At 51.6% G+C, this 22,138-nt stretch carries 24 protein-coding genes; 5 read left to right on the top strand and 19 right to left on the bottom strand.

Annotated features, from left to right (window positions below; translation table 11 throughout):
- Window positions 1–103: 103 nt before the first annotated feature.
- Together yhaL and A1SC_RS09175 are read right to left on the bottom strand one after the other, a co-directional pair.
- Complete coding sequence (yhaL, locus tag A1SC_RS09170) at window positions 104–268, bottom strand: protein YhaL (protein ID WP_010379152.1); 165 nt, start codon at window positions 266–268, stop codon at window positions 104–106.
- A gap of 22 nt (window positions 269–290) precedes the next feature.
- Entirely contained in the window at window positions 291–992 is a 702-nt protein-coding gene (locus A1SC_RS09175; RefSeq protein WP_000633605.1) for a pirin family protein, read from the bottom strand.
- Window positions 993–1,096: 104 nt separating this feature from the next.
- On the opposite strand from A1SC_RS09175, the gene yhaJ reads away from it, so the two are divergent.
- Window positions 1,097–1,993: a DNA-binding transcriptional regulator YhaJ gene (gene yhaJ, locus A1SC_RS09180; protein ID WP_001041020.1), complete on the top strand. Its 897-nt coding sequence runs from the start codon at window positions 1,097–1,099 to the stop codon at window positions 1,991–1,993.
- Between the two features lie 33 nt (window positions 1,994–2,026).
- Here yhaJ and A1SC_RS09185 read toward each other — a convergent pair whose 3' ends face one another.
- The 11 genes from A1SC_RS09185 to exuT all read right to left on the bottom strand — a co-directional run bounded on the left by A1SC_RS09185 (window position 2,027) and on the right by exuT (window position 9,302).
- Window positions 2,027–2,395 (bottom strand): DUF805 domain-containing protein, encoded by a 369-nt coding sequence (locus A1SC_RS09185; RefSeq protein WP_000384147.1) that lies wholly within the window; start codon window positions 2,393–2,395, stop codon window positions 2,027–2,029.
- A 121-nt stretch (window positions 2,396–2,516) separates the two neighbouring features.
- Window positions 2,517–3,503, bottom strand: a complete 987-nt coding sequence (gene yqjG / locus A1SC_RS09190; RefSeq protein ID WP_016262576.1) for a glutathionyl-hydroquinone reductase YqjG — start codon at window positions 3,501–3,503, stop codon at window positions 2,517–2,519.
- A gap of 68 nt (window positions 3,504–3,571) precedes the next feature.
- A complete protein-coding gene (locus A1SC_RS09195) occupies window positions 3,572–3,964 on the bottom strand; it encodes a DoxX family protein (protein WP_000732229.1) in 393 nt (130 codons plus the stop codon).
- A gap of 186 nt (window positions 3,965–4,150) precedes the next feature.
- Complete coding sequence (locus A1SC_RS09200; protein WP_000015590.1) at window positions 4,151–4,450, bottom strand: YqjK-like family protein; 300 nt, start codon at window positions 4,448–4,450, stop codon at window positions 4,151–4,153.
- Window positions 4,440–4,844 (bottom strand): phage holin family protein, encoded by a 405-nt coding sequence (locus tag A1SC_RS09205; RefSeq protein WP_001517136.1) that lies wholly within the window; start codon window positions 4,842–4,844, stop codon window positions 4,440–4,442. Before A1SC_RS09205 ends, A1SC_RS09200 begins: the two co-directional genes overlap by 11 nt.
- 2 nt (window positions 4,845–4,846) lie before the next feature.
- Complete coding sequence (locus tag A1SC_RS09210) at window positions 4,847–5,152, bottom strand: ElaB/YgaM/YqjD family protein (protein ID WP_000031410.1); 306 nt, start codon at window positions 5,150–5,152, stop codon at window positions 4,847–4,849.
- A 37-nt stretch (window positions 5,153–5,189) separates the two neighbouring features.
- Window positions 5,190–5,558, bottom strand: a complete 369-nt coding sequence (gene yqjC / locus A1SC_RS09215; RefSeq protein WP_010379140.1) for a DUF1090 family protein YqjC — start codon at window positions 5,556–5,558, stop codon at window positions 5,190–5,192.
- 146 nt (window positions 5,559–5,704) lie between these two features.
- On the bottom strand, window positions 5,705–6,088 hold the full coding sequence (gene mzrA / locus A1SC_RS09220) for an EnvZ/OmpR regulon moderator MzrA (protein ID WP_016262575.1): 384 nt from the start codon (window positions 6,086–6,088) through the stop codon (window positions 5,705–5,707).
- 3 nt (window positions 6,089–6,091) lie between these two features.
- Entirely contained in the window at window positions 6,092–6,754 is a 663-nt protein-coding gene (gene yqjA, locus A1SC_RS09225; RefSeq protein ID WP_000422149.1) for a DedA family general envelope maintenance protein YqjA, read from the bottom strand.
- A gap of 343 nt (window positions 6,755–7,097) precedes the next feature.
- On the bottom strand, window positions 7,098–7,874 hold the full coding sequence (exuR, locus tag A1SC_RS09230; RefSeq protein WP_000406032.1) for a transcriptional regulator ExuR: 777 nt from the start codon (window positions 7,872–7,874) through the stop codon (window positions 7,098–7,100).
- Window positions 7,875–8,003: 129 nt separating this feature from the next.
- Window positions 8,004–9,302 (bottom strand): hexuronate transporter ExuT, encoded by a 1,299-nt coding sequence (exuT, locus tag A1SC_RS09235; protein ID WP_001517135.1) that lies wholly within the window; start codon window positions 9,300–9,302, stop codon window positions 8,004–8,006.
- Between the two features lie 483 nt (window positions 9,303–9,785).
- On the opposite strand from exuT, the gene uxaC reads away from it, so the two are divergent.
- From uxaC to A1SC_RS09250, 3 genes are all read left to right on the top strand, one after another.
- Window positions 9,786–11,198, top strand: a complete 1,413-nt coding sequence (gene uxaC, locus A1SC_RS09240; RefSeq protein ID WP_000187442.1) for a glucuronate isomerase — start codon at window positions 9,786–9,788, stop codon at window positions 11,196–11,198.
- 14 nt (window positions 11,199–11,212) lie between these two features.
- Window positions 11,213–12,700 (top strand): altronate dehydratase, encoded by a 1,488-nt coding sequence (uxaA, locus tag A1SC_RS09245; protein ID WP_001199399.1) that lies wholly within the window; start codon window positions 11,213–11,215, stop codon window positions 12,698–12,700.
- Between the two features lie 82 nt (window positions 12,701–12,782).
- Window positions 12,783–13,334, top strand: coding sequence for a YgjV family protein (locus A1SC_RS09250; RefSeq protein WP_001517134.1), 552 nt, complete (start codon window positions 12,783–12,785; stop codon window positions 13,332–13,334).
- A 3-nt stretch (window positions 13,335–13,337) separates the two neighbouring features.
- On the opposite strand, the gene sstT is transcribed toward A1SC_RS09250, so the two are convergent.
- The 5 genes from sstT to A1SC_RS09275 form a co-directional block, all read right to left on the bottom strand.
- Entirely contained in the window at window positions 13,338–14,582 is a 1,245-nt protein-coding gene (gene sstT, locus A1SC_RS09255) for a serine/threonine transporter SstT (RefSeq protein WP_000211634.1), read from the bottom strand.
- A gap of 557 nt (window positions 14,583–15,139) precedes the next feature.
- A complete protein-coding gene (gene alx, locus A1SC_RS09260) occupies window positions 15,140–16,105 on the bottom strand; it encodes a TerC family membrane protein Alx (RefSeq protein ID WP_001098824.1) in 966 nt (321 codons plus the stop codon).
- 282 nt (window positions 16,106–16,387) lie between these two features.
- A complete protein-coding gene (locus A1SC_RS09265; RefSeq protein ID WP_016262574.1) occupies window positions 16,388–17,374 on the bottom strand; it encodes a Gfo/Idh/MocA family protein in 987 nt (328 codons plus the stop codon).
- A 78-nt stretch (window positions 17,375–17,452) separates the two neighbouring features.
- A complete protein-coding gene (locus A1SC_RS09270) occupies window positions 17,453–18,145 on the bottom strand; it encodes a SanA/YdcF family protein (RefSeq protein WP_000942580.1) in 693 nt (230 codons plus the stop codon).
- A 75-nt stretch (window positions 18,146–18,220) separates the two neighbouring features.
- Window positions 18,221–18,724 carry a M48 metallopeptidase family protein gene (locus A1SC_RS09275; protein ID WP_001517132.1) on the bottom strand — a complete coding sequence of 168 codons (504 nt, stop codon included), beginning with the start codon at window positions 18,722–18,724 and terminating at the stop codon, window positions 18,221–18,223.
- An 84-nt stretch (window positions 18,725–18,808) separates the two neighbouring features.
- Here A1SC_RS09275 and rlmG point away from each other — a divergent pair, with 84 nt between their 5' ends.
- Complete coding sequence (rlmG, locus tag A1SC_RS09280; RefSeq protein WP_000018671.1) at window positions 18,809–19,945, top strand: 23S rRNA (guanine(1835)-N(2))-methyltransferase RlmG; 1,137 nt, start codon at window positions 18,809–18,811, stop codon at window positions 19,943–19,945.
- Between the two features lie 117 nt (window positions 19,946–20,062).
- On the opposite strand, the gene fadH is transcribed toward rlmG, so the two are convergent.
- A complete protein-coding gene (gene fadH, locus A1SC_RS09285) occupies window positions 20,063–22,081 on the bottom strand; it encodes an NADPH-dependent 2,4-dienoyl-CoA reductase (protein WP_016262573.1) in 2,019 nt (672 codons plus the stop codon).
- Window positions 22,082–22,138 lie beyond the last annotated feature (57 nt).

Raw genomic sequence — 22,138 nt, 5'->3', positions numbered from 1 at the left:
TGCCGGATGCGATGCTGGCGCATCTTATCCGGCCTGCGGATTGTGCAATTTGTTGGTTTTGTAGGCCGGATAAGGCGTTTACGCCGCATCCGGCAACCTGTCTTTACGCGGTAGCTTCATCCTCGGCTAACCGCGTTTCAGCATCAGCGACTATCGCTTCCAGCTCACTCAACATCTCTTCATAGCCAAAGTTTTTAGTAGCGCGGGTGGCTTCTTTCGCCACTACGGACTTCACTTGTTGACGTTTCTTCGTCGATTTTTTACTCACCATCTTCTCCCTGTAAAAACAACTAGACGGGTAAATCTATCAGCAAAGCGCGCAGTGGGGAATCGGCAACCAGCGTAATGTTAGTCTCGTCACGAATAAACGCCCCGTCGCCGCAGCTCAGCGCCGCTTTCTCTTCGTTGTGCGTAATCGCATGAAACTGACCGTGAATCGATTGCAAATAGGCACGCGGGCCGTGTAGTTGAAAGCTCGCACTTTCGTTCTTATCGAGCACGATATGATGCAGCCACACCTGCTGGCGCAGTTGCAGGCTACCCTTCGCGCCATCGGGCGAGGCGATTAATTGCTGCTTATCCATATTAAGCGCCAGTTTTTGAATCAGCGGATTCTCCCGCTGTGGACAAGCGTCCAACCAAAGCTGCATCCGCGTTAACGATTTGTCCTTGCTGATGTTATGTTCGCTATAACTCACGCCCGGCTGAGTAGAAAGCAATAAGGCTTCACCAGCGCTGGCTTGAACATGATTGCCTTCACTGTCGCGGTATTCTGCTTCTCCATCCAGAATCACATTCAAAATATCGACTTTTGGGTAGGTTCGCGGCTGGAAGGCGGCACCTGGGGTCAGCACTTCCTGGTTAAGTACACGCAGGGAGGCATAGCCTAACAATGTAGGGTCGAAGTAGTGTCCAAAGGAAAAAGTATACCGGGCCTGCAACCATCCGTAGTCTGCTTGTCCACACTGTCTGGCAGTTCGGGTAGTAATCATAATTCTTGACCTCTCTTTACTTCCTTTTATGGTAAGGGGCTGGACGCTACATTGTTAGCCAGATATTCTGCCCGGTATGTTCAAATTTCCTGAATGAGAACGATATGGCCAAAGAAAGGGCATTAACGCTGGAAGCACTGCGTGTTATGGATGCTATTGATCGCCGTGGCAGTTTTGCGGCAGCAGCAGATGAGCTGGGACGCGTGCCTTCTGCGCTTAGCTACACCATGCAAAAACTGGAAGAAGAGCTGGATGTGGTGCTGTTTGACCGCTCGGGGCATCGGACAAAATTCACCAATGTCGGGCGTATGTTGCTGGAGCGGGGACGTGTTCTGCTGGAGGCAGCAGATAAACTGACTACTGATGCCGAAGCCCTCGCGCGCGGTTGGGAAACACATCTCACTATTGTGACCGAGGCGCTGGTGCCGACATCGGCCTTTTTCCCGTTAATCGACAAACTGGCGGCGAAAGCCAATACCCAACTGGCAATCATCACCGAGGTGCTGGCGGGGGCGTGGGAGCGACTGGAGCAGGGCCGGGCAGATATTGTTATCGCGCCGGATATGCATTTTCGTTCTTCGTCGGAGATCAACTCGCGCAAGCTCTATACCTTAATGAATGTCTACGTCGCCGCGCCGAATCACCCGATTCATCAGGAGCCGGAGCCGCTTTCGGAGGTTACGCGTGTGAAATATCGTGGGATCGCGGTGGCAGATACCGCCCGTGAGCGTCCGGTATTGACGGTGCAGTTGCTGGACAAACAGCCGCGCTTAACGGTCAGCACCATTGAAGATAAACGGCAGGCGTTACTGGCGGGGCTTGGCGTGGCAACCATGCCGTACCCGATGGTCGAAAAAGATATTGCTGAAGGGCGGTTGCGTGTAGTCAGCCCAGAATCGACCAGCGAAATCGATATTATTATGGCCTGGCGTCGCGACAGTATGGGGGAGGCAAAATCCTGGTGTTTGCGAGAAATCCCTAAATTGTTTACGGCAAAATAATCCATTAAGCACCTTTTGCAAGGTGCTTAATTATTATTCTTGTTCCAGTTTTGGGTCTGGCCCAAACCGGTTTTCACCTGGTGTACCCGCCTGGCAGTTAAACACGATGATAATCAGCCAGCCGATAACCGGGATTAAGAACAGTAGCACCCACCATGCCGAGCGGTCGGTGTCGTGCAGGCGACGGAACTGAACCGCCCACCACGGTAAAAACACCAGAATGCCATAGATGGTCGTCAGAATGCCCTCGCCACCGGCGCGTTGCCAGCCTAACATTTTGTCCAGCAGCCCCAGCACGAACGTAAAGATGATGTTGACCAGAATAAACATCCAGTACTCTTTGCGCCGCGCACGTCCCCGGAAACCGACATAATTTTTCAGTACTTTCAGATACCAGTCCATTTTTGCCTCAATTTTGCTCAATCACTTGTTTTTAAAGCAGCAAATTAAGAATAGACATGAATGAAATTACAGTAAATATTAACTTGATGAATTAATAAGGCATCGTGAAGGGTACCTTTGTTTAGCTGAAGCGAACATCCCGCCCGTGTGGTTCATCGAGATCCTGCCACGGACCAATCGAAATAATCCCGGTGGGATTGATGGTCTTATGGCTGCGGAAGTAGTGATTACGGATATGATCGAAATTGACAGTTTCGGCAATCCCCGGCATCTGGTAGATATCGCGCAGGAAGCCGTACAGGTTCAGGTAATCGCTGATGCGGTGCTTATCGCACTTGAAGTGGGTGACATACACCGGATCAAAACGGATCAATGTGGTCCACAGGCGAATATCGGCTTCGGTGAGCTGGTTACCTGTCAGGAAGCGATGCTGCCCTAAGATCTGTTCCAGGCGCGCCAGTGATTCAAATACTTTTACCACTGCTTCGTCATAGGCCTGTTGGCTGGTGGCGAAACCGGCCTTATAGACGCCATTGTTAACGGTGTCGTAAATCCAGTCATTGAGTTCGTCAATTTTCGTTTGCAGTGCAGGCGGGTAGTAATCACCAGCTTTCGCACCCAGCGCATCAAAAGCGGTATTGAACATGCGGATGATTTCCGCTGATTCGTTGCTGACGATGGTGTGATTCTTTTTGTCCCACAGCACGGGAACGGTGACACGACCGCTATAGTGCGGATCGGCATGAAGGTAAAGCTGATACAGAAACTCGTGTTGATAGAGCGTGTCGCCGGTTGCACCTGGAAAACTGTCATCAAAGGTCCAGCCATTTTCCAGCATCAGTGGGTTCACCACGGAAACAGAGATGAACGGTTCCAGACCTTTGAGTTTACGCATAATCAGCGTGCGGTGTGCCCACGGGCAGGCGAGTGAAACATAGAGATGGTAGCGGTTTTTTTCTGCGACAAAACCACCTTTGCCAGTCGGCCCAGGCGCGCCATCGGCAGTGAGCCAGTTACGAAATGCGGAAGCTGAACGTTGAAATTTACCGCCGGTGGATTTTGTGTCGTACCAGGTGTCATACCAGACACCGTCAATCAGTTGACCCATTTTTTTTCCTCCAATAGCAAAAACGAGGAGCTTCCTCCTCGTTTTTTATCGTTAAGTATAGCCTGTGCTTACCACTTTTTATTCAGCAGGCGGTCGATGCTATATGCGCCCGGACCGGTAATCGCCAGAAGCAGGTATCCACCAGAAATAGTCATATTTTTCATAAACATTAGCGAGTTCATGCCTTCGGCAAAGTTGCTGTGAAATAAAAATGCCGTCAACAGTGTAAAGCCAGCGGTAAACAGTGCGGTGGTACGCGTCAGGAAACCGAACAGGATTGCCAGACCGCCACCGAACTCAAGCAGGATCACCAGCGGCAGCATAAAGCCCGGGACACCCATCGCTTCCATGTATTGTTGCGTGCCTGCATAACCGGTAATTTTCCCCCAACCTGCGCTAATAAACAGAATTGGCATTAAAATACGCGCTACCAGTACACCAACATCTTCTAATTTTTTCATCTTACTCTCCACTGCGCCACTCAGGCCGCTGATTGTTTTTTTCTGCAAGAGCGCGGTATTAGCGTCGTTGCTGTCGATGGAGAGAAGCATAAACGTAGTGAATGGTGATTGTTAGCAAGGAAAACTGTCAAAAATTTTCAAAAAATTTGAGGGATAAGGCCGGAATGACTCCGGCCAGAGAGGTAATTAACCGCGAAGCTGCTGCTGATTAATCGTACTTTTAACCAGACGCCAGGCACTCCATACGCCAAAACCGCGTCTGGCCCAGCGAACCAGCATATTCGGATGGCGAATTGTCCAGATAGCCATCACGCTGCTGCCAACCAGCGCCCAGGAGCGCAAACTCAACAGCATATTCCAGCGACGATCGTAAGCGCCTGTTGCCTCCAGCCAGTCACGACGACTGGCGGAAAGATCCAGCCGTTGTTGCTGGATCTGGCTAAGTAGCTGTGCCTTGCGGCGTTCACGTTCGACTTTACCGCTCACGGGACTCCTCCTCGAGCAGTTGCCGATCGTTCGCCAGTTCATGGCGCGTATGGCGCAACAGGGTCGATTTCCGCGACTTGCGTAATGTCCAGATACCGCCAATCAGCGCTAAAAGGAACAACACCACGGTGGTGGCAATCATTGCATTCAGGCGATATTGCGGATCAATCGCCCAGATAATCAGCACCATCAGGCTCATAAGACCAAATGCAGCAAAAAGCATCGTCAGACCCAGCATCAGTAATAACTGAAAGATATTGGCTTTTTCTTCTTCCAGTTCAACCACCGCCAGCCGCAGACGTGTCTCCACCATTTCAACCATGATAGTGACAATTCGCTGCCCGATGCCCAGAACGCTTTTACCGGGCCCTTGCGCGTGCTGAGTGTCCGCCATAATTAACGACGAGACAGTAGAACGCCCAACACTACACCGACGGCAGCGCCAATGCCTACGCCTGTCCACGGATTTTCACGCACGTATTCATCGGCACGTGCCGCCGCTTCACGGGTCTGTTTGGCAATTGCATCACCGGTTTCACCCAGACGGTAACGGCTCTGTTTCAGTGCCTGCTCCGCTTTGCTGCGAATCTTACTCAACTCTTCTTTCGACTTCTCTCCTGAAGCGCTTAGTACTTCTTCCAGCGTATCAGACAGGGATTTCAACTCAGCACGCAGATGTTCCGTAGTGTGTTCTTTCGACATAGTTTTCTCCAGGTGAGTAAGTAGTGACTATTGTGGATTAGTAGGCGCGCGCTTCCAGCTTTTTCAGCTCTTCCTGCGCTTCTGCCAGTTTCCGTTCGCGTTTGGCAATCTTATCCGCATCGCCTTTTTGCTTGGCCTCGGCTAAATCATGTTTGCGTTCCGCTACCTCATCTCTCTGCTTTGCGATTTTCTTCTGATGATCGGCGCGCAGTTGGCTATCTGAACAATTGGCCCGTACTTCTCTAAGGGCTTTGTTCAGGCCGTTGATACGATTCTGGTTTTGGTGTTTTTCAGCATAGCTGATCTCCTTAAGGATATTTTGCTCCTTTTCCTGACAAAGAGTAGTGGCATAACTACTGACACTAAGAGCAAAAAGAGAAACAGCTAAAGCGATGCGGTATTTCATTCTTGAACCTTCCATTGTGACTCGGACCCATTACAGAGGAACGATTGTCCAGACAACGAAGCGGTAGTGTTAACCACCGCCTCATTAATCATAGACAGTAACAGTGAAATCACCAAAGTGAGTGATATGTTTCGGATAACAGGAAGTTATCCGAAGCGATGAGAGTTATCTCGCAGCCGGGTCAGCCACTGCATAGCCTGACTATTATTGTCCTGCTGTGCAATGATGTAGCCATGAGGCAATGTTCTGTCGAGAACAGCTTTTGCGGCGGCACTCTGGTCGCTGGAATCAAATGTAATCAGTAGAGTGTCATTCTTGGGAGTGATGCTTTTGAAAGGAATGCCATGAGCGTCAAGGTGATGCCAGATGGAAAAACCGTCTGGCATCGTCGTGCCTTGATGAACGGCACGGATCGCCAGCGTTGAATCTTGCTGACGAACCGCGGACCAGGCCAGCAGCAGCATGCCGACCAGCAGTAAAGCAGCGCCGGACCAGACTAGCTGACGAAGCGACATGCGAGGTATTTGCATCCCTTACCCCCGATTTCCATATTTCTTTTTCCATAACACAACCAAAGAACCTGCCAGACCAAACACCAGCAGTACCACCGGGAGCAGCATCAGGCATGACATGAGCTGATCCTCATACTTCAAAAATACCGGCGTTTTGCCGAGCATGTATCCTAAGGTTGTCAGGATCAACACCCACAGCAGACCGCTCATCCAGTTGAAGAACTGAAAACGGGCATTATTCAGCCCTGACAACCCGGCAATAGTCGGCAGTAATGTTCTGACAAACGCAATAAAGCGACCAATCAGCAACGCGGATAAACCGTGTTTGTGAAAAAGATGATGTGCGCGTTGGTGATAGTGCGCGGGTAAATGGGAAAGCCAGTTTTGCACGGTGCGGGTATTGCCCAGCCATCGCCCCTGTATGTAACTGACCCAGCAGCCAAGGCTGGCGGCAACGGTCAGTAACAGAATCGTTTGCGGATACCCCATCGCGCCTTTAGCAATCAATACACCGACCAACACCAGTAAGCTGTCGCCCGGTAAAAAGGCTGCCGGAAGCAAGCCGTTTTCAAGGAACAAAATTACAAACAAGACAAAATACAACATGCCAATCATCGATGGATTGGCCAGCGTTTCAAAATCCTGCGCCCACAGGGCTTGCAGTAATTGGGTCAAAAGTTCCATTCATTATTCCTGGTGAATCGGTTAACGCCACGCCGGTTTTAAATGATGCACTCCCGCCAGGTTATTACTGTTTTTGTATGGATTGCGGGTCGGGACACCAACACGGCCTGAACTATTCCCTGTTAAAACGTGAGATAAGAAAACATTTAATAGCATAAATTCAAATTGAATCTAATTGTAACAAAGGTCAACGTTGTTCGTTATCAAAATTACATGTCCGTGGGGTCTGATTTTGCTGATTGCAGGGGAGGGTGGCGAGAGGATTTACACAGGCTGACACTTTATACTTTTCGCTTACTGATAAAGCGCACAGGCACCTGGCAGCGCCTGTCAGAAGAGAGGGCTATTTATTGCTATTGGCAGCCGTATCCAGATGTACAACCGGGTTTTCAGCAAACAGGTAACGGTCAGCATTGAATTCGAAATCATCACTGGTTTCGTTAAATAACATAATTTTAGTGTTTTCCAGATGCTGCCACATTGCCAGTTTAGCGGCATGGGGATCTTTGCGAATCAGCGCTTTAAGGATTTGATCGTGGTCATCGCACCAGTTATCGACGGTACGAGAATCAATGTGTTCGTGGAGTTTTTTCCAGTACGGGTTATGGCTACGCTGGGTCCACATTTTCTCAACGATGGCTGCCAGCGCCGAGTTCTGCGTTGCCAGGGCTACCTGAATATGAAACTGCAAGTCCCACTCGGAATCGCGGAAGCATTGTTCGCCGCGTGCCTGCTCCTGGATGGCCATCAGTTTCATGATGTCCTGTTTAGTGACCTGGGTAGCGGCAAACTCAGCAATATTGCTTTCGATGAGCTGGCGTGCCTGGAGCAACTCAAACGGACCGTAATTAGCAAATTCCATATTATCGTCAGCCGCTTGCTGATGGCGAGGCTGGTTGGAAACCACATGAATACCTGAGCCTTTACGCACCTCTACATAGCCTTCTACTTCCAGCATGATGATGGCTTCACGAACCACGGTGCGGCTGACGTTTTTTTCATCGGCAATAAAACGTTCGGCGGGTAATTTATCACCCACCAGATAGACGCCCTGCTCGATGCGCTCTTTCAGGTCAGCAGCAAGTTGTTGGTACAAACGGCGTGGTTCAGAGATTTCCATATGCGCTCCAGGCATGATACAGCAGACTATATTTGTTATACCACTTTTGCGAGATTTGCTCTACTCGCAGTGATGAAAAAGCCGCCTGAAAAGGCGGCTTCGAAGGGAAACTAAAACTTATACTTTGCGTTAATGTTGCGGTGCGGGATCGTTATGTGTTTCCTGCGCCACCTCAATCGCTGGTTTGTTCTGCAATACCGTCCAGATAACCAGCGCGCCTAACAGGTCGAACACTGCCAGTACCGCGAACAGCGGGCTGAAGCCGATGGTGTCAGCCAGTGCACCCACAACCAGCGCAAACAGCGTACTTGCCAGCCATGCGGACATCCCGGTCAGACCGTTTGCCGTTGCCACTTCGTTACGACCGAACACGTCAGAAGAGAGCGTAATCAGCGCGCCAGACAGTGCCTGGTGAGCAAAACCACCGATACACAGCAGCATAATCGCTACATACGGGTTGGTGAACAGACCGATCATACCCGGGCCAATCATCAGTACCGCACCCAGCGTTACAACCATCTTACGGGACACGATCAGGTTCACACCAAACCAGCGCTGGAACAGCGGCGGCAGGTAACCACCGAGGATGCAACCGAGGTCAGCAAACAGCATCGGCATCCAGGCAAACATAGCGATCTCTTTCAGGTTAAAGCCGTAAACTTTAAACATGAACAGCGGGATCCACGCGTTGAAAGTACCCCAGGCGGGTTCCGCCAGGAAGCGCGGCAGTGCGATACCCCAGAACTGACGGTTACGCAGGATCTGACCAACGGACAGTTTTTTCGCCGTGCCAACCTGGTGCTGGGCTTCCTGACCATTAATAATGTAGTCGCGTTCTTCATCGGTCAGATGCTTCTGGTCGCGTGGATGCTTATAGAAAATCAGCCATGCCATCGCCCAGATAAAGCTCAATGCACCAGAGATGATAAATGCCATCTGCCAGCTATGCATTACGATTGCCCATACTACCAGCGGCGGTGCAATCATCGCGCCAATTGAAGAACCAACGTTAAAGTAACCTACTGCGATGGAACGCTCTTTCGCCGGGAACCATTCGGAGCTGGCTTTCAGACCCGCCGGGATCATTGCCGCTTCAGCAGCACCTACTGCACCACGAGCAATCGCCAGGCCGCCCCAGCTACCCGCCAGCGCGGTAGCGCCACAGAACACTGCCCACAACACGGCAAACATCGCGTAACCGATTTTTGTACCCAGAACATCCAGTACATAACCCGCTACCGGTTGCATGATCGTATAAGCAGCAGAATAGGCTGCGATGATGTAGGAATACTGTTGGGTGGAGATGTTTAACTCTTCCATCAGAGTTGGCGCAGCCGCCGCTACAGTGTTACGCGTCAGGTAGCCAAGCACGGTGCCGAGCGTCACCAGTGCGATCATGTACCAACGTAACCCTTTAATTTTACGCATGTAAAACCTCATCGTTTTGTTATATCCGCAGGAATCGCGGCCATCATCCCGCCAGAGGCTGAAGATGTTAGTTACGACCGGGTAACCGAAAAAAAAACCGGCACGCCCCGAACGTTGCCATGAAAGTTTCGTGCTAATTCGGCTTCCGTACCGGTCAACCCGATTCATCTAACAAATGAATGAATCAGCAATTTGCATTCCGTCGACTTATGATTTGCGACGGCAGAAAGATAACTTGTCATACAACTTTAAAAGGTGAGAGCCATCACAAATGTGCGAATATTTGTAGGGACATTACTGGATAATGACGAGGCCAGAAATGGCGCGGCTTGCGGCGGTGTTTACCACTTTGAGAGTAATTTTTTTAACTACGTTTATTGATCTAACTCACGAAAATATCTTCTGGCTCTGGAAATTGGTGTGATAACTTTGTCAGCATCGCACCATAAGCAAGCTAGCTCACTCGTTGAGAGGAAGACGAAAATGACTCCGTTTATGACTGAAGATTTCCTGTTAGATACTGAATTTGCCCGCCGCCTGTATCACGACTACGCAAAAGACCAGCCGATTTTCGATTACCACTGTCATTTGCCGCCGCAGCAGATCGCAGAAGATTATCGCTTTAAGAATTTGTATGACATCTGGTTGAAAGGTGATCACTACAAATGGCGTGCAATGCGTACCAATGGCGTGGCTGAACGCTTGTGTACAGGTGATGCCTCTGACCGTGAGAAGTTTGATGCGTGGGCGGCGACCGTTCCACACACTATCGGCAACCCGTTATACCACTGGACGCATCTGGAACTGCGCCGTCCGTTTGGTATCACCGGTAAACTGCTGTCTCCGTCGACTGCCGATGAGATCTGGAACGAATGTAACGAATTGCTGGCGCAGGATAACTTCTCCGCGCGCGGCATCATGCAGCAGATGAACGTGAAAATGGTTGGCACCACCGACGATCCGATTGATTCTCTGGAACATCACGCAGAGATCGCCAAAGACGGTTCTTTCACCATTAAAGTGCTGCCGAGCTGGCGTCCGGATAAAGCCTTCAACATCGAACAGGCGACTTTTAACGACTATATGGCGAAGCTGGGCGAAGTTTCCGACACCGACATTCGCCGCTTTGCTGATCTGCAAACCGCCCTGACCAAACGTCTGGATCACTTCGCCGCTCACGGTTGTAAAGTGTCTGACCACGCGCTGGATGTGGTGATGTTTGCCGAAGCGAACGAAGCGGAACTGGATAGCATCCTGGCACGCCGTCTGGCTGGTGAAACTCTGAGTGAGCACGAAGTGGCACAGTTTAAAACTGCGGTACTGGTGTTCCTTGGTGCCGAATACGCACGTCGCGGTTGGGTGCAGCAGTACCACATTGGCGCACTACGTAATAACAACCTGCGTCAGTTCAAACTGCTGGGGCCGGATGTAGGCTTCGACTCCATCAACGACCGTCCGATGGCGGAAGAACTGTCTAAGCTGCTGAGCAAACAGAACGAAGAAAACCTGCTGCCAAAAACCATTCTTTACTGCCTGAACCCGCGCGATAACGAAGTGCTGGGCACCATGATCGGTAACTTCCAGGGCGAAGGTATGCCGGGCAAAATGCAGTTCGGTTCCGGCTGGTGGTTTAACGACCAGAAAGACGGTATGGAACGTCAGATGACCCAACTGGCGCAGCTCGGTCTGCTGAGCCGCTTTGTCGGTATGCTGACTGACAGCCGTAGTTTCCTGTCATACACCCGTCACGAATACTTCCGCCGCATTCTGTGCCAGATGATCGGTCGCTGGGTGGAAGCAGGCGAAGCACCGGCGGACATCAACCTGCTGGGCGAGATGGTGAAAAATATTTGCTTTAACAATGCGCGTGACTACTTCGCCATTGAACTGAACTAAGGTCTGGGGTTGATATGCAATACATCAAGATCCATGCGCTGGATAACGTCGCGGTCGCTTTAGCGGATCTGGCTGAAGGCACAGAAGTCAGTGTCGATAGCCAGACTGTTACGCTGCGTCAGGACGTCGCTCGTGGACATAAATTTGCGTTAACGGATATCGCAAAAGGAGCCAACGTCATTAAATATGGTCTGCCGATTGGTTATGCATTGGCGGATATTGCGGCGGGGGAACACGTTCACGCCCACAATACGCGCACGAATCTGAGCGATCTGGATCAGTATCGCTATCAACCTGATTTTCACGATCTGCCAGCACAAGCGGCAGATCGTGAAGTGCAGATCTATCGTCGCGCTAACGGCGATGTCGGGGTGCGTAATGAGTTGTGGATCTTGCCGACCGTTGGCTGTGTCAATGGCATCGCGCGGCAGATCCAGAATCGTTTCCTGAAAGAGACTAACAACGCCGAAGGGACTGATGGTGTGTTCCTCTTCAGCCACACCTACGGCTGCTCGCAGTTGGGCGACGATCACATCAATACTCGTACTATGCTGCAAAACATGGTGCGCCATCCGAATGCGGGCGCAGTACTGGTGATTGGTTTGGGTTGTGAAAACAACCAGGTTGATGCTTTCCGCGAAACGCTGGGGGATATTGATCCTGAACGCGTTCATTTCATGATCTGCCAGCAGCAGGACGATGAAATCGAAGCCGGGATCGAACATCTGCATCAGTTGTATAACGTGATGCGCAACGACAAGCGCGAGCCGGGCAAACTCAGTGAACTGAAGTTTGGTCTGGAGTGCGGCGGTTCCGACGGTCTTTCTGGTATTACCGCTAACCCGATGCTGGGGCGTTTTTCTGACTACGTGATTGCTAATGGCGGTACTACCGTACTGACAGAAGTGCCGGAGATGTTCGGTGCAGAGCAGTTGCTGATGAGTCATTGCCGCGATGAAGCGACGTTTGAAAAACTGGTCACTATGGTTAACGACTTCAAACAGTACTTTATTGCCCATGACCAGCCGATCTACGAAAACCCATCACCGGGGAACAAAGCAGGCGGTATTACCACGCTGGAAGACAAATCACTTGGTTGTACTCAGAAAGCGGGTTCCAGTGAAGTGGTTGATGTGTTGCGTTACGGCGAACGTCTGAAAACGCCGGGACTGAACCTGTTAAGCGCGCCGGGTAACGATGCCGTGGCAACCAGCGCACTGGCGGGCGCAGGCTGCCATATGGTGTTGTTCAGTACTGGTCGCGGTACGCCGTATGGTGGTTTTGTTCCAACAGTGAAAATCGCCACCAACAGCGAACTGGCGGCGAAGAAAAAACACTGGATCGACTTTGACGCGGGTCAGTTGATCCACGGTAAAGCGATGCCGCAGTTGCTGGAAGAGTTTATCGACACCATCGTTGAGTTTGCCAACGGTAAGCAAACTTGCAACGAGCGTAACGACTTCCGCGAACTGGCGATCTTTAAAAGCGGCGTAACGTTATAAGATCGAAATGAGTTGTTAATAAAAAACGGCGTTTCATAATGTGAAGCGCCGTTTGCTTTTCCATACCTGCTAAGGATTTATCATGACCGCGTATTGGCTGGCCCAGGGCGTGGGTGTCATCGCCTTTCTGATTGGTATCACAACATTTTTCAACCGTGACGAACGTCGCTTCAAAAAGCAGCTTTCGGTCTATAGCGCCGTTATCGGCGTGCATTTCTTTCTCCTGGGCACCTATCCTGCCGGTGCCAGTGCCATCCTTAACGCCATCCGTACACTGATTACCCTACGCACGCGCAGCTTATGGGTGATGACAATCTTCATTGTGCTCACTGGCGGAATTGGCCTGGCGAAGTTCCATCATCCTGTTGAATTACTGCCGGTTATTGGCACGATCGTCAGTACCTGGGCGCTGTTTCGCTGTAAAGGGCTGACTATGCGCTGCGTGATGTGGTTTTCAACGTGTTGCTGGGTGATTCACAACTTTTGGGCCGGGTCGATTGGTGGCACGATGATTGAAGGCAGTTTTCTGTTGATGAATGGCCTGAATATCATTCGTTTCTGGCGGATGCAGAAAAGGGGAATTGATCCGTTTAAAGTAGAGAAAACCCCTTCCGCCGTAGACGAAAGGGGTTAAGCATTAATTACGCAGGGCGCTATTTGCCAGACGCTCATCTTCCGCCTGGCATGCTGCCGCGGTGAACAGCACGTCAGTTGACGAGTTCAGCGCGGTTTCGCAGGAGTCCTGCAATACGCCGATAATAAAGCCGACGGCGACCACCTGCATGGCGATGTCGTTTGGGATACCGAACATATTACAGGCCAGCGGGATCAGCAGCAGAGAACCACCTGCTACGCCTGATGCGCCACAGGCACACAAAGAAGCAACCACGCTCAACAGCAGCGCCGTGGGCAGATCCACCGGAATACCCAGCGTATTGACCGCTGCCAGCGTCAACACCGTAATGGTGATCGCCGCGCCCGCCATATTGATGGTTGCTCCCAGCGGAATAGAAACGGAATAGGTATCACGATCCAGATTCAGCTTTTCGCACAGCGCCATATTCACCGGAATATTCGCCGCAGAGCTACGGGTGAAGAAGGCGTACACGCCGCTTTCACGTAGGCACAGCAGTACCAGCGGGAACGGATTACGACGAATTTTCCACCATACCAGCAGTGGATTAACCACCAGCGCCACCAACAGCATACAGCCAACCAGCACCGCGAGCAGTTGCGCATAACCCCACAACGTGTCGAACCCTGTGGTTGCCAGCGTAGAAGAAACCAGGCCAAAAATACCGATCGGCGCGAAGCGAATCACCAGCTTCACCATAAAGGTGACGGCATTCGACATATCGTTGACCAGGTTTTTGGTGGTCTCGTTACCATGACGCAGGGCAAAACCGAGGCCAATCGCCCACACCAGAATCCCGATGTAATTACCTTTTAGCAGGGCGTCGATAGGGTTGGAAACCATACTCATCAGCAACCCGCGCATGACCTCAATAATGCCTGACGGGGGGGTAATATCCCCCGCACTGCTGGATAAATGCAGAGTAGAAGGGAAGGCGAAGCTGAAGACAACTGCGGCCAGTGCAGCGGAGAAAGTACCCAGCAAATAGAGAAACAGAATAGGGCGGATATTGGTTTTTTGTCCGTGCTGGTGGTTAGCGATGGAAGCCATTACCAGCATCAGCACCAGGATTGGCGCTACAGCTTTCAGCGCGCCGACGAACAGGGTGCCTAACAGGCCGACAGCTTCAGCCGCCGGTTTTGAGATCCATGCCAGGAGAATCCCCAGAACAAGGCCGACCAGGATTTGTTTTACCAGGCTGCCATGAGCCAGACGCCGGAATATCCCCGGTGAACGTTGCGTAGTCATTTTTCGATCCTTTCGTTGTGTTGTCGCACATCCCTGGTGCGTTCTGTCGACGCATCTTTCAGGATGTAACAAAGTATTTGCAAGGTTGAGTATAAGGAAAGTTGTGGGTTCGGGAAGCTAAAAATACTGGATTTTAAAGAGAGGTCATATTTTGTAACTTAATGGTTACATTTATTTGACATAAACAGAGGGAAGGACTGACTACTAAGGCTGATTAGATAACATATGGGCAAAACTATTTGGAGTATGAGAACGGTTGCGCTCCTTTAATGTGCAATGCCATATAAAGTCACTGGCGCAGGGAGCGCGCAGGGGGCGGCCAATCGCCGCTGCCCCCTGCACCCCGGGCTCTGGCGAACAAAATCGCCGCCGCGCGGTTCCCTCAGCTTATCCCTTGCGGCTACCGGGTACGGGCGCGAGGTAACATCCCTGTAAAACACGCCCTCGCCGCGCATCCATGCGGTCTTTTTGTAACGAGCTATAAGTCGATTACATAATTAATAGCTCATCTTTGTCTGGAATGAGTTATCTCCAGTAATGGCTTAATATACAGCGAATTACTCTACCCGCTGCTTATCATGCTGATAATTCACCCACGCGTTGATAATAAACGTCGTCACCAGAATGCCAAACACCACGCCCAGCGAGACGGCGATCGGAATATGGTAGAAATCGACAATCAGCATCTTGATACCAATAAACACCAGAATCACCGCCAGGCCATATTTGAGCATCGAGAAACGCTCCGCCACGCCCGCCAGCAGGAAATACATCGCACGCAGGCCGAGTATCGCAAACAGGTTTGAGGTCAGCACAATGAACGGATCGGTGGTGACGGCGAAGATTGCCGGAATGCTATCCACGGCGAAAATCACGTCGCTTAACTCCACCAGAATCAACACCAGCATCAGCGGCGTGGCATACAGCAAGCCATTCTTACGCACAAAGAAGTGCTCGTTGTCGATGGTGTCGGTCATGCGCAAATGACCCCGCAGCCAGCGTACCAGCGGCTTGTCGCCAATCCCTGATTCGTCTTCATGGGCCAATGCCATCTTCACGCCAGTAAACAGCAGGAATGCGCCAAAGATATACAGGATCCAGTCGAACTGCGAAATCAGCCAGCTACCGGTGAAGATCATGATAGTACGCAGGACAATCGCCCCGAGCACGCCATACACCAGCACGCGGCGTTGTAATGCCGCCGGAACAGAGAAATAGCTGAACAACATCAGCCAGACAAAGACGTTATCAACCGCCAGAGATTTCTCAATCAGATAACCAGTGAGGAAGGCCAGCGCCTGCGGGTCCGCGACTTCGCGTCCCTGTGTCTGCGCCAGATACCACCAGAAAGCGGCGTTAAACAGTAACGACAGCGTCACCCAAACCAGTGACCAGGCTGCAGCCTGTTTCATGGTCATAGCGTGCGCACCCCGACGCCCCTGCAACAACAGGTCGATAGCCAGCATAACAGCGACAACGACAGCGAATCCGCCCCATAACAACGGCGTGCCGACAGTATTCATAGAAGTTCCTTACACATAAAAAAACGGCCAACGTCGGAAGACGTCAGCCGCTGCTTTTTATGCATAGACCTCGCCTTCCGGCAAGGTCTCACTTACAACAAAAAAGGAATACGTCTGCGTATTCCTTTCGGGTTGCCCGGTGACCGGATGTGGTTTTTCACACATCGTAATGACGATCGACCGGCAATGAAGTTACTCCCCTTTGCAGGTAACAAAGTATGACAGACCATTCATCCAGTCAATGGTCTGTTACATGCCTTTTACACTGCTTTACGGTAACAATTATTGCTTTACGCTATCTGCCGGAAAAATCACCCCGGTCTGGCGGCGGATCTCGGTCAGCAGTTTGGCGGTGATACGACTGACTGCCAGACCCGGATGATCTACCAGATGCTCATCCACCAGAGTGGTGAACAGCTCTGCTTCGTAGAGCATGGTATTAATATGCTGCGGCAAGGTGAGATCCTGCATCTGGCTGCCACGCGGTACAAAACAGACTTTCTGGCACTCGGAAAGTTTTTCAATTACCAGTGATCCCGCTTCGCCCTGAATCTCGCTTGCCAGTACAGAATCGCTGACTTTGGAGTGCTGCAACGTAACGCTGAAATCACCGTAATCCATCACCACCACGCCGTGGGCATCCACGCCGCTTGCCAGCAAACTGGCGGTTGCCTGCACGCTTTTCGGCTCACCAAATAACGCCACTGCCGACGCCAGGCAGTAAAAGCCGATATCCATGATCGAGCCGTTAGAGAACGCCGGATTAAAGGTATTGGGATTCTCGCCGTCGAGATAACGTTGATAACGCGAAGAGTACTGGCAGTAGTTAAAAAAGACTTTACGCAATTTGCCGACTTTCGGCAGCGCCTGGCGTAACAAATGAAAGTTAGGCAGGCTGGCCGTTTTAAATGCTTCAAACAGCACCACCTGATTTTCCCGCGCGCAGGCAATAGCGGCATCCACTTCCGCCAGATTCGACGCCAGCGGTTTCTCGCAAATTACATGCATTTTGTGACTGAGGAAAAGCTGCGTCTGGGAAAAATGCAGGGCATTCGGGCTGGCAATATACACCGCGTCAATGGCATCGCTTTCCGCCATCGCTTCCAGCGAAGTGAACAGATGCTCGACAGAAAAATCATTGGCGAAGTGCTGGGCCTGTTCAAGGCTGCGGGAATAGACGGCGGTTAACTTGTATTTGCCGCTCTCATGGGCGGCCTCGACGAACTGGCGGGTGATCCAGTTCGTGCCAATCACGGCGAAACGTATCATAACGCGTGGTTACTCCATAAAGGGATTCTGTCGTCAATGTAGCACGCCTTTTTCATCTTCGGCGTGCGTGGATACGCATTATTTCTGCGCCGGACAGCCATGTTCGCTAAATGGCCCAATCATGACCGACGGCCCGAGATATTTCGGCTGGCGATGGAGGATTTTTGCGTCAATCACCGCGCTGACGCGAGCGAGTTTTTCCCGCAGTTGAGTATAAAAACCCTGTTTCATATTCAGGTCAGGGGCATTAAAACCGATAGCATCGATGCCGTACTGTTTTGCCAGCCAGATGGCGCGTTGGTTATGAAATTTTTGCGAAATAATGGTGATATGGTTCTCACCAAACACTTTATTGGCGCGCACCACCGAATCAAGCGTTGAGAATCCGGCATAATCGCAGAAGATGACTTTCGCCGGTACGCCTTTAGCGATGAGCGCCCGCTGCATTCCTGACGCTTCATCGTAATTTTTTCGTCCGTTATCGCCACTGACCAACAGCCACTTCACTTTTCCGGCGTGGTACAACTCTGCGGCGCTATCAATACGTCGGGTAAAGTAGCGATTACCCGGCTTTGCTCCCAGCAATAACCCCACGTTACGTACCGGAACTGCGTTGACATCGCTCCATGTTAGTTGCTGGCTGGCGTTGACCATCGCCCGATCGCTGATAAAAACCGTCGCGCCTGCTACAAGCAACAGTAAACAGGCAATCTTAAGAATCCGGCGGGAAAAACAAACGCGACGAAGAAGGCGGAAAAATGCGCGCAGCATGGTCGTTATCCTTAACGAAAGAGGGACGTCGATTTTAGGCGTTAATGGGAGAAAATATAACGCCTGAATCCATTTTCAGATTTTGCCCCGGCCAAGCGACAGTTGCGTCAACCACAGGCGAGTGTCGAACTCAAGCTGGTGGTACTGTGGTTCCATATGACAGCACAACTGGTAGAACGCTTTGTTGTGCTCCTTCTCTTTCAGATGCGCCAGTTCATGCACCACGATCATGCGCAAAAATGGTTCCGGCGCGTTGCGAAACACGGTAGCAACGCGAATTTCAGCCTTCGCTTTCAGCTTGCCGCCCTGCACGCGGGAAACAGCAGTATGTAATCCCAGCGCGTTTTTCAGCACGTGGATCTTATTGTCATACATCACTTTATTGATCGGCGGGGCATTACGCAGAAACTGATTTTTCAGATCCTGAGTGTATTGCCAGAGGGCTTTATCGGTGGAGTAGTCGTGCGTTCCCGGATAGCGTTTTGCCAGCACATCACCCAGACGCTGTTCATTAATTAGCGTGCGCACCTGGGAAAGTAGCTGCTCGGGATAGCCCTGAAGATAAGTAAGATTGCTCATAACTGCCCATGAAAAAGAGAAAAAGGGTATACTCACGCACCCTTTTCAGGGGCAACGTCGAAATTTTATCATTCAGGAGGGCCGATGAGCCACTTAGACAACGGTTTCCGTTCACTGACACTACAACGTTTTCCGGCGACGGATGACGTTAACCCGCTACAGGCGTGGGAAGCGGCGGATGAATATTTGCTGCAACAGTTGGACGACACAGAAATCCGCGGCCCGGTGTTAATCCTGAATGATGCTTTCGGTGCGTTAAGCTGCGCGCTGGCGGAACATAAACCGTACAGTATTGGTGATTCGTATATCAGCGAGCTGGCAACGCGCGAGAATTTGCGTCTCAACGGGATTGATGAGTCGAGCGTGAAGTTTCTCGACAGCACTGCCGACTACCCGCAACAGCCGGGCGTGGTGTTGATCAAAGTGCCGAAAACGCTGGCGTTGCTGGAACAACAACTGCGTGCGCTGCGCAAAGTGGTCACGCCGGATACACGTATTATTGCTGGCGCTAAAGCCCGCGACATTCACACTTCCACGCTGGAACTGTTCGAAAAAGTGCTCGGCCCAACCACCACCACGCTGGCATGGAAAAAAGCGCGACTGATTAACTGTACCTTCAATGAACCGCCGCTGGCTGATGCACCGCAGACCGTTAGCTGGAAACTGGAAGGCACCGACTGGACTATCCACAACCATGCGAATGTCTTCTCCCGCACCGGGCTGGATATTGGCGCGCGTTTCTTTATGCAGCATCTGCCGGAAAATCTTGAAGGGGAGATTGTCGATCTCGGCTGTGGTAATGGCGTCATTGGTCTGACGCTGCTTGATAAAAACCCGCAGGCGAAAGTGGTGTTTGTCGATGAATCACCGATGGCAGTTGCTTCCAGCCGATTGAACGTAGAAACCAACATGCCTGAAGCGCTGGATCGCTGCGAGTTTATGATCAACAACGCACTTTCTGGCGTAGAGCCTTTTCGCTTTAATGCTGTGCTCTGCAACCCGCCGTTTCACCAGCAACATGCGCTGACCGATAACGTTGCCTGGGAGATGTTCCACCACGCCCGCCGCTGCCTGAAAATCAACGGTGAGCTGTATATCGTTGCCAACCGCCATCTGGATTACTTTCACAAACTGAAGAAGATTTTTGGCAATTGCACCACTATCGCGACGAATAATAAATTTGTGGTGCTGAAAGCAGTGAAGCTGGGGCGTCGTCGATAAGGTTGGGAGCTACCTGCCGGATGCGGCGTGAACGCCTTATCCGGCTTACATTCAGCATGTTACCCCGAGGCCGGATAAGACGCGTCAAGCGTCGCATCCGGCACTTCAAAGAACGATTTAAATCTCCAGCGCAAGCCGCGTCCCCTGAGCTATCGCTCGCCGTGCGTCCAGCTCCATAGCCACATCGCAGCCGCCAATTAAATGCACGGTTTTCCCGCTATCAATGAGCGGTTGTGCCAGTGCGCGGTTTGGCTCTTGCCCTGCACAGATCACCACATGATCTACTGCGAATACCTGCGTTTCACCGTTGATCACCACATGCAGTCCGTCATCATCGATCTTCTGATAACTTACGCCTGGGATCATTTTCACGCCGCGCGAGAGCAGGGTGGTGCGATGGATCCAACCGGTGGTTTTACCCAATCCCTGACCTGGTTTGCTGGCTTTACGTTGGAGCATTACGATTTGTCGTGGGCTACGGGGGATCTGTATACCTTGCGAACTTAAGCCACCAGCTTGTTGCAGGCTGCTGTCGATCCCCCATTCTGTGCGGAATTCAGCGATATTCTGGCTGGTGGATTCGCCTGGCTGACTCAAATACATTGCCGTATCAAAACCAATACCGCCACAACCGATGATGGCGACTTTGTTGCCCACTGGCGCTTTGTCGCGCAGTACATCGAGGTAACTCAGTACTTTCGGATGATCGATCCCGTCGATGGGCGGAATACGCGGCACGATCCCGCTGGCAAGGATCGTTTCATCGAACGCCTGTAATTGATCCGCCGTCACGGTGTGATTGAGTTTCAGCGTCACGCCCGTCACTTCGATCATCCGGCGGTAGTAACGCAGTGTTTCGTAGAACTCCTCTTTACCGGGGATCTGTTTGGCAATGTTGAACTGCCCACCGATCTCGCCGCGAGTATCAAACAGCGTTACCTGATGTCCACGTGCTGCTGCGTTAATGGCAAACGCCAGCCCCGCCGGACCTGCACCGACCACCGCCAGATTTTTTTTCTGCATAGCAGGAAGGATTGGCATTTTGGTTTCATGGCAGGCGCGAGGATTGACCAGACACGAAGTCACTTTGCCGACGAAGATCTGATCCAGACAGGCCTGGTTACAGCCAATACAGGTGTTGATCTCATCAGCTCTCCCCGATTGCGCTTTTGACAGCAGCTCGGCATCAGCCAGAAACGGTCGCGCCATCGACACCATGTCCGCATCGCCACGCGAGAGGATATCGTCGGCAACCTGCGGATCGTTAATTCGGTTGGTGGTCACCAGCGGCAGTGATACATGGCCTTTCAGTTTGCGCGTGACCCAACTGAATGCGCCGCGCGGCACGGGAGTGGCGATGGTCGGAATCCGCGCTTCATGCCAGCCAATGCCGGTATTGATAATGGTTGCGCCAGCCGTTTCAATGGCCTGCGCCAGTTGTACCGTTTCGGTAAAAGTGCTGCCGCCTTCTACCAGATCGAGCATCGACAGACGGTAGATAATAATGAAATCGTTGCCGACGCGTTCGCGCACTGCACGTACTACTTCAACGGCAAACCGCATCCGGTTAGGGTAATCACCACCCCACTGGTCGCTACGCTGGTTGGTGCGCAGAGTCAGAAATTCGTTGATCAAATACCCTTCGGAACCCATAACTTCTACGCCATCGTATCCGGCCTCCCGCGCCAGTTGCGCACAGCGGGCGAAATCGTTGATCAGTTGCAGGATCTCTTCATGGCTTAACTCATGAGGAACGAAACGGTTGATGGGAGCCTGCAATGCGGACGGGGCGACCAGATGCGGCTGGTAACTGTAGCGCCCGGTATGCAAAATTTGCAGGGCGATTTTGCCGCCTTCCTGATGTACCGCTTCGGTAATAATGCGATGGTGTGGGATCTGACTGGCGTCGTTGAGCATTGCGCCGCCTTCCATGCCAACGCCCGTTAAATCTGGTGCGATACCGCCGCTGATAATCAGCGCCACGCCGTGGCGGGCGCGTTCGGCATAAAACGCCGCCAGCCGCTCAGCGCCATCCGGGTATTCCTCCAGCCCGGTGTGCATTGACCCCATCAGTACGCGGTTTTTTAACGTGGTGAAGCCTAAATCAAGCGGGGCGAACAGCGACGGGTAGCTCATAAGATTGTCCAGTATGTAAAATAATTGTTATGTGGTCGGATGAGTTCTAATTTAGCC

Origin of the sequence: Escherichia sp. KTE52, assembly GCF_000408325.1 — a bacterium.
Lineage (GTDB): Bacteria > Pseudomonadota > Gammaproteobacteria > Enterobacterales > Enterobacteriaceae > Escherichia > Escherichia marmotae.
This window is presented reverse-complemented; position numbering and strand designations above follow the sequence as displayed.